Consider the following 7,843-nt stretch of genomic DNA (forward strand, 5'->3'; position numbering starts at 1 on the left):
GGATCAGGCGCCCGCGGCGACCTGGTCGGCGTCGCGCAGCAGGCAGGTCAGACGGGCGGTGCAGATCCGCTTGTCCTGCTCGTCGGTGATGACGATCTCGAAGGTGGTGGTCGAGCGGCCGCGGTGCACCGGGGTGGCGACGCCGGTGACGATGCCGGAGCGGGCGCCCCGGTGGTGGGTGCAGTTCAGATCCACGCCGACGGCGATCTTGGTGATGCCGCCGTGCATCATGGCGCCGATCGAGCCGAGGGTCTCCGCCAGCACGGCCGAGGCCCCGCCGTGCAGCAGCCCGTACGGCTGGGTGTTGCCCTTGACGGGCATGGTGGCGACGACGCGGTCGGCCGAGGCCTCCAGGATGCGGATGTCCATCCGCTCGCCGAGGTCTCCCGCCGAGAACAGTGCGGGCAGGTCGATGCCCAGAGCCGCGTACTCGTCGAGCACCTCCTGCGGGAACTTCACTGCGTGCTGCTCGCCCATGGTCAGGCTCCGTTCGTCAACGCTCGTTAACCGTCTTGTCCTGAGGTCGTTCTATCAGGCCGGTTCGAAGCGCACGACGACGGACTTGCTGGCCGGGGTGTTGCTGACGTCCGCGGTCGAGTCCAGCGGGACCAGCACATTGGTCTCCGGGTAGTACGCGGCCGCACAGCCGCGGGCGGTCGGGTAGTGCACGACGCGGAAGCCGGGCGCGCGCCGCTCCACGCCGTCCTTCCACTCGCTTACCAGGTCCGTGTACGAACCGTCGGCCAGGCCCAGCTCGGCGGCGTCCTCGGGGTTGACCATGACGACGCGGCGGCCGCCGGTGATGCCTCGGTAGCGGTCGTCGAGCCCGTAGATCGTGGTGTTGTACTGGTCGTGGCTGCGCAGGGTCTGCAGGAGCAGCCGGCCCGCCGGGATCCGCGGGTACTCCACGGGCGCGGCCGTGAAATTGGCCTTGCCGGTCTTCGTCGGGAAGCGGCGCTCGTCGCGCGGGGCGTGCGGGAGCTGGAAGCCGGCGGGGCGGGCGACGCGGGCGTTGAAGTCCTCGAAGCCGGGGATCACGCGGGAGACGCGTTCGCGGATCGAGGCGTAGTCGCGCTCGAACTCCTCCCAGGGGGTGGCGGAGGCCGCGCCGAGGACCGCGCGGGCCATGCGGGCCACGATCGCGGGCTCGGAGAGCAGGTGCGGGGAGGCGGGGGCGAGGTTGCCGCGGGAGGCGTGGACCATGCCCATGGAGTCCTCGACGGTCACGAACTGCTTGCCGCTCGCCTGTACGTCCTTGTCGGTACGGCCGAGGGTGGGCAGGATCAGGGCCCGCCGGCCGGTGACCGCGTGGGAGCGGTTGAGCTTGGTGGAGACGTGCACGGTCAGGGCGGTGCGGCGGATCGCGGCCTCGGTGACCTCGGTGTCGGGGGTTGCGCCGACGAAGTTGCCGCCCATCGCGAAGAGGACCTTGGCCTCGCCGTCGCGCATCGCCTGGATGGAGCGGACCACGTCGTAGCCGTGCCCGCGCGGCGAGGTGATGCCGAATTCCTTGTCGAGGGCGTCGAGGAAGGCGGGCGCGGGGCGCTCGAAGATCCCCATGGTGCGGTCGCCCTGCACGTTGGAGTGGCCGCGGACGGGGCAGACGCCGGCGCCGGGGCGGCCGATGTCGCCGCGCAGCAGGAGCAGGTTGACGACCTCGCGGATGGTGGCGACGGCGTGCTTGTGCTGGGTGAGGCCCATGGCCCAGCAGACGATGGTGCGCTTGGAGGCCAGGACCATGGCCAGGGCCCGCTCGATCTCGGGGCGGGTCAGGCCGGTCGCGGTGAGGGTCTCGTCCCAGTCGGCTTCCTTCGCGGCGGCCGCGAGCTCCTCGTAGCCGTGGGTGTGCTCGCGGATGAAGGCCTCGTCGGTGGCGCCCTCCGTCTCGATGACGAGCTTGTTGAGGAGGCGGAAGAGGGCCTGGTCGCCGCCGATGCGGATCTGCAGGAAGAGGTCGGTCAGGGCGGTGCCCTTGAACATGCCGATCGGGGTCTGCGGGTTCTTGAACCGTTCCGTGCCGGCCTCGGGCAGCGGGTTCACGGAGATGATCTTCGCGCCGGCGGTCTTGGCCTTCTCCAGGGCGGAGAGCATGCGCGGGTGGTTGGTGCCCGGGTTCTGCCCGGCGACGATGATCAGCTCGGCCTGGTGGAGGTCTTCGAGGGAGACGCTGCCCTTGCCGATGCCGATGGTCTCGGTCAGCGCGGAGCCCGAGGACTCGTGGCACATGTTCGAGCAGTCCGGCAGGTTGTTGGTGCCGAACTCGCGGGCGAAGAGCTGGAAGAGGAACGCGGCCTCGTTGCTGGTGCGGCCCGAGGTGTAGAAGAGGGCCTCGTCGGGGGAGTCGAGGGCGGTCAACTCCTCCGCGATGATCGAGAAGGCCTGCTCCCAGCTGACCGGCTCGTACCGGTCGCCGCCCTCGGGGAGGTACATCGGCTCGGTGATGCGGCCCTGCTGCCCCAACCAGTAGCCGGACCGCGTGGCCAGATCGGGCAGCGGGTGCGCGGCGAAGAACGCGGGGGTGACCCGGCGCAGCGTGGCCTCCTCCGCGACGGCTTTGGCGCCGTTCTCGCAGAACTCGGCCGTGTGCCGCTCGTCGCCCTCGGGCCAGGCGCAGCCCGGACAGTCGAAGCCGTCCTTCTGGTTGACCTTGAGGAGCGTGCGGGCGGTGCGGGCCACGCCCATCTGCTGCTGGGCGATCCGCAGGGTGTGGCCGATCGCCGGCAGGCCTGCGGCCGCGCGCTTGGGTGGTGTGACCTGCGGTGCGTCCTGTACCGGATCGCCTGTGGGCGGCTTGGTCGCCATCGCGCTCCCCTTCGAGCGTACGTACGTATGCAGCACGTGTGGCCGCGTCCGTCGATCCTTGCACGGACCACGGAATCCGGGGAGGGCGGTCCGGTGCTCGCCGCGCCCGGCCGGGTGCGCCGGGGGCGTCCGGTGGGGAGGATGCGCCGGGGGAGGCGACGGGCCGGAATTGTCGGTGGGGGCGCCTAGGATCGGGGCGTGGCAGATTCATCAGCGAAGAAGACCGACCAGCCGCCCGCAGCGGACCGTCCCCGCCTGATGCTCATGGACGGGCACTCCCTGGCCTACCGGGCGTTCTTCGCGCTGCCCGCGGAGAACTTCACGACCGCGACGGGGCAGCCGACCAACGCCATCTACGGGTTCGCGTCGATGCTGGCGAACACGCTGCGCGACGAGGCGCCCACGCACTTCGCGGTGGCGTTCGACGTCTCCCGCAAGACGTGGCGCTCGACGGAGTTCCCCGAGTACAAGGCGAACCGCTCCAAGACCCCCGACGAGTTCAAGGGGCAGGTCGAGCTGATCGGCGAGCTGCTCGACACGATGCACGTGCCGCGGTTCGCCGTCGACGGCTTCGAGGCCGACGACGTGATCGCGACGCTGGCGACGCAGGCCGAGGCGGCCGGCTTCGACGTGCTGATCGTCACCGGCGACCGGGACTCCTTCCAGCTCGTCTCCGAGCACACCACCGTGCTCTACCCGACCAAGGGCGTCTCCGAGCTCACCCGGTTCACCCCGGAGAAGGTCGAGGAGAAGTACGGCCTCACCCCGCAGCAGTACCCGGACTTCGCGGCGCTGCGCGGCGACCCGTCCGACAACCTGCCGGGCATCCCGGGCGTCGGTGAGAAGACCGCGGCCAAGTGGATCACCCAGTTCGGGTCGTTCGCGGAGCTCGTGGAACGCGCCGACGAGGTCAAGGGCAAGGCCGGGCAGAACTTCCGGGACCACCTGGAGGCCGTCAAGCTCAACCGCGTCCTGACCGAGATGGTCAAGGACGTCGAGCTGCCCAAGACCCCCGCCGACCTGGTCCGCGCCCCCTACGACCGGACCGCCATGCTCGGCGTGCTGGACGTGCTGGAGATCCGCAACGCCTCGCTGCGCGAGCGGCTGCTCGCCGTGGACCCGGGCGCGGCCGTGGAGGAGGCCCCGGCCCCGGCGGCCGGGGTGGAGCTGGACGCCTCGGTCCTGGGCACCGGCGAGCTGGCACCGTGGCTGGAGAGCCACGCGGGCGGGCCGCTGGGCATCGCGACCGTCGACAGCTGGGCGCTGGGCCAGGGCAATGTCACCGAGATCGCGCTGGCCGCGGCCGGTGGCGCCGCCGCCTGGTTCACGCCCGCCGAGCTGGACGAGGCGGACGAGCGGGCCTTCGCGGCCTGGGCCGCCGACGAGGCCAGGCCCAAGGTCGTGCACAACGCCAAGGGCCTGATGCGGGTCTTCCCCGAGCACGGCTGGACCCTCGCCGGTGTCTCCATGGACACCGCGCTCGCCGCCTACCTGGTCAAGCCGGGCCGGCGGTCCTTCGCCCTGGACGTCCTGTCCATGGAGTACCTGCACCGTGAACTGGCGCCCGCCGCCGCCGACGGCCAGCTGGCCTTCGGCGCCGACGAGACCGCCGAGGCCGAGGCCCTGATGGCGCAGGCCCGCGCCGTCCTGGACCTGGGCGACGCCTTCACGGACAAGCTCGCCGAGGTGGGCGCCGCGGAGCTGCTCCACGACATGGAGCTGCCCACCTCCGAACTCCTCGCCCGGATGGAGCGCTCCGGCATCGCCGCCGACCGCGACCACCTGGAGGCCATGGAGCAGCAGTTCGCGGGAGCCGTGCAGCAGGCCGTGAAGGAGGCGCACGCCACCGTCGGCCACGAGTTCAACCTCGGCTCGCCCAAGCAGCTCCAGGAGGTCTTCTTCGGCGAGCTCGACCTGCCGAAGACGAAGAAGACCAAGACCGGTTACACCACGGACGCGGACGCGCTGGCCTGGCTGGCCACGCAGACCGACCACGAACTCCCGGTGATCATGCTGCGGCACCGGGAGCAGGCCAAGCTGCGCGTCACCGTCGAGGGCCTGGTCAAGACCATCGCCGCCGACGGCCGGGTGCACACCAGCTTCAGCCAGACCGTCGCCGCGACCGGCCGACTGTCCTCCACCGACCCCAACCTGCAGAACGTGCCGGTGCGCACCGACGAGGGCCGCGCCATCCGCCGCGGCTTCGTCGTCGGCGAGGGCTTCGAGTCCCTCATGACCGCCGACTACAGCCAGATCGAGCTGCGCGTCATGGCCCACCTCTCCGAGGACGAGGGCCTGATCGAAGCCTTCGCGACCGGCGAGGACCTGCACACCACCGTCGCCTCCCAGGTGTTCGGCGTGGAGCGGTCCGCGGTCGACGCCGAGATGCGCCGCAAGATCAAGGCCATGTCGTACGGACTGGCCTACGGGCTCTCCGCGTTCGGTCTCGCCCAGCAGCTGAACATCGAGCCCGCCGAGGCGCGCGGCCTGATGGAGACCTTCTTCGAGCGGTTCGGCGGAGTCCGGGACTACCTCGGCCGGGTCGTCGACGAGGCCCGCGCCACCGGATACACGGCGACGATCTTCGGCCGCCGCCGGTACCTGCCCGACCTCAACAGCGACAACCGCCAGCGCCGCGAGGCCGCCGAGCGGATGGCGCTCAACGCCCCCATCCAGGGCACCGCCGCCGACATCGTCAAGGTCGCGATGCTGCGCGTGGACCGGGCGATCGCCGAGGCCGGCCTGCGGTCGCGGATGCTGCTCCAGGTCCACGACGAAATCGTGCTGGAGATCGCCCCGGGCGAGCGCGAGCAGGTCGAGGAACTGGTGCGGCGCGAGATGGGCGCCGCCGTCGAGCTGCGGGCCGCGCTGGACGTGTCGGTGGGCGTCGGCCCGGACTGGGAGTCCGCCGCGCACTGATCACCGTACGACGGACCCGTACGACGGACCCGGCGCCCGTTCCTACCGCTCAGGCGGTGGGGACGGGCGTCCGTGTCTCCTCGTCCGCGGGGCGCCCGGTCCGGTCGCGCCGGTGCCGCAGCCGCACGAGGACCCCGTAGACCAGCAGCGCCACGGTCAGTCCGCCGCCCGCGCCGAAACAGATGGTCGGGATGATGTCGAGCGGCGTACGGATCCGGTCGAAGAAGTCGAAGAAGCGGAACACGCGCCGGGTGGCCCCGACCGCCACGCACACCACGAGCAGGGCGAGCGCACCCCAGAGCTCCGCGCGGGAGAGCACCGGCACGGACGCGGGGGCCGGGAGGGCCGGAAGCCGGCGCAGGGCGGTCACCGTGAACCAGAGCAGGGCGCACGCGGCGACGGCCGAAGTGCCGTACTGGAGGAAGGAGTAGCCCGGCAGGCCGTAGGCGAGCGGCTCGGCGAGATCGGGCAGCGCGTTCGTGCCCCAGCGGTCGTTGTGCGTGAAGCTGTCCCACCCCACGTGCGTGAGGGACCCGACGGCCGCCGAGACGTAGAACCAGCAGACGAGCGCGGCCGGTCGGGAACGCTCGCGCCACACCTCGCCCCGCACGAAGGCGTGCACCCGGCCACGCCAGTCGCGCGGCAGGAGCGCGATCAGCGGCTCGCGCAAGAGGAGCCAGAACCCCACGAGGACGGCGGTCAGCACGGCGTCCAGGGTGAAGACCCCCGGCAGCGAGTGCGTGAAGGCCCCGTACACCAGGACGCCTTCGACGACCGCGTCCGTGAAGTAGAAGGTGTCCGGCGCGAACGACCCGAGGACGAGCGCCGAGGCGACGAGGGGCCCCCGCGCACGCCCGGTCCGACGGATGGCCGGAAGTACGGCGGCCGCGTGGCTGAGAGTGAACGGCATGGCACCTCTCCTGCGTGTTCCTGTGTGCGTCCCTTACTTCGGGCCAATGCTCCCGAAGGGTCCGGACAGTATGCGTGAGCTGCGCCGGGACGTGGGGATGTGGTGAATTCCCGCCCTCTTTGCGTGCTGTGTGCAGGGAGTTGACGTAGGGTCACGCGGACGTCGAGGGGGAGGGGTCCGACTCATGTCGGCTCGAATATTCGGACGCAGGCTGCGCAGGGGAACGACGGCCGCTCTGGTCTCCGCTCTGGTGGTCGCGGCGGTGACCGCGTCCCAGGGCCCGGCGGACGGGAGCACCGACCGGCTCTCCGCCGCCGGGGAGTCCGCCGTACCGTCCAAGCCGCCGCGGGCCGCGGACACGGCCGGCGGCGACTCCGCCTACTTCACCGAACTCCCGCCGCTGGTGAGCCCGCGGCCACCGGACGTGCTGCTGCCGGAGGAGGGGTCGACGCCGCCGCAGCCGCAGGCGCCGACGGGCTCGCAGGCCGCGCCGGCATCGGCCGTGGCCGGGCCCGCGGAAGGGGCGCAGGGGATACCGGCGAGCGTGCTCGCGGCGTACCAGGGCGCGGAGAAGAAGGTCGGGCAGAGCGACCCCGGCTGCGGACTGCGCTGGCAACTCCTCGCGGCGATCGGCAAGGTGGAGTCCGGGCAGGCGCGCGGCGGGCAGGTCGACGCGGCCGGGACCACCCTGAGGCCGATCCTGGGGCCCGTGCTCGACGGCAACGGCTTCGCGAACATCTCGGACACGGACGGCGGGGCCTACGACGGTGACTCCCGCTACGACCGGGCCGTCGGGCCGATGCAGTTCATCCCCTCCACGTGGGCGGCATGGGGCCAGGACGCGGACGGCGACGGCCGGCGCAACCCGAACAACGTGCACGACGCGGCCCTCGCGGCCGCCCGCTACCTGTGCGCGGGCAGCCGCGACCTGCGGGTGGACGCGGACCTGGACCGCTCCGTGCTCTCCTACAACCGCTCCACGGAGTACCTGCGCACGGTGCGGTCCTGGTTCACGTACTACCTGAAGGGGACGCACGAGGTCCCGGACCGGCCCGGTACGGGCCCGGGCACACCCACGACGCCGCCCCCGAGCCCGACCCCGACGCCGACTCCCACTCCGAAGCCCACCCCGACCCCGACCCCGCCCCCGACGCCGGACCCGAAGCCCACACCGACGCCTTCGCCGACGCCCACTCCGACGCCGGACCCGAA

The 7,843-nt window shown here is 71.9% G+C and carries 5 protein-coding genes; 2 read left to right on the top strand and 3 right to left on the bottom strand.

Annotated elements, in window-relative coordinates; genetic code table 11:
- Nucleotides 1–3 precede the first annotated feature (3 nt).
- Together AB8A24_RS42460 and AB8A24_RS42465 are read right to left on the bottom strand one after the other, a co-directional pair.
- Nucleotides 4–477 (bottom strand): PaaI family thioesterase, encoded by a 474-nt coding sequence (locus tag AB8A24_RS42460; RefSeq protein WP_266390339.1) that lies wholly within the window; start codon nt 475–477, stop codon nt 4–6.
- 54 nt (nt 478–531) lie between these two features.
- Nucleotides 532–2,802: an FdhF/YdeP family oxidoreductase gene (locus AB8A24_RS42465; protein ID WP_328963761.1), complete on the bottom strand. Its 2,271-nt coding sequence runs from the start codon at nt 2,800–2,802 to the stop codon at nt 532–534.
- A 198-nt stretch (nt 2,803–3,000) separates the two neighbouring features.
- Here AB8A24_RS42465 and polA point away from each other — a divergent pair, with 198 nt between their 5' ends.
- Complete coding sequence (gene polA / locus AB8A24_RS42470) at nt 3,001–5,721, top strand: DNA polymerase I (protein ID WP_328963762.1); 2,721 nt, start codon at nt 3,001–3,003, stop codon at nt 5,719–5,721.
- A gap of 49 nt (nt 5,722–5,770) precedes the next feature.
- Here the strand turns inward: polA and AB8A24_RS42475 are convergent, their stop codons facing one another.
- Nucleotides 5,771–6,631, bottom strand: coding sequence for a DUF4184 family protein (locus AB8A24_RS42475; RefSeq protein WP_328963763.1), 861 nt, complete (start codon nt 6,629–6,631; stop codon nt 5,771–5,773).
- Nucleotides 6,632–6,815: 184 nt separating this feature from the next.
- Here AB8A24_RS42475 and AB8A24_RS42480 point away from each other — a divergent pair.
- Nucleotides 6,816–7,843: lytic murein transglycosylase (locus AB8A24_RS42480; protein WP_369479179.1), on the top strand; the 1,028-nt coding region annotated here is incomplete at its 3' end.

The organism is Streptomyces sp. BF23-19 (genome assembly GCF_041106355.1).
GTDB lineage: Bacteria > Actinomycetota > Actinomycetes > Streptomycetales > Streptomycetaceae > Streptomyces > Streptomyces virginiae_A.

What these genes read in the sequence shown, in the direction of transcription:
- AB8A24_RS42460 (WP_266390339.1), bottom strand. Translation starts at nt 477, where the DNA reads ATGGGCGAGCAGCACGCAGTGAAGTTCCCGCAGGAGGTGCTCGACGAG.
- AB8A24_RS42465 (WP_328963761.1), bottom strand. Translation starts at nt 2,802, where the DNA reads ATGGCGACCAAGCCGCCCACAGGCGATCCGGTACAGGACGCACCGCAG.
- AB8A24_RS42475 (WP_328963763.1), bottom strand. Translation starts at nt 6,631, where the DNA reads ATGCCGTTCACTCTCAGCCACGCGGCCGCCGTACTTCCGGCCATCCGT.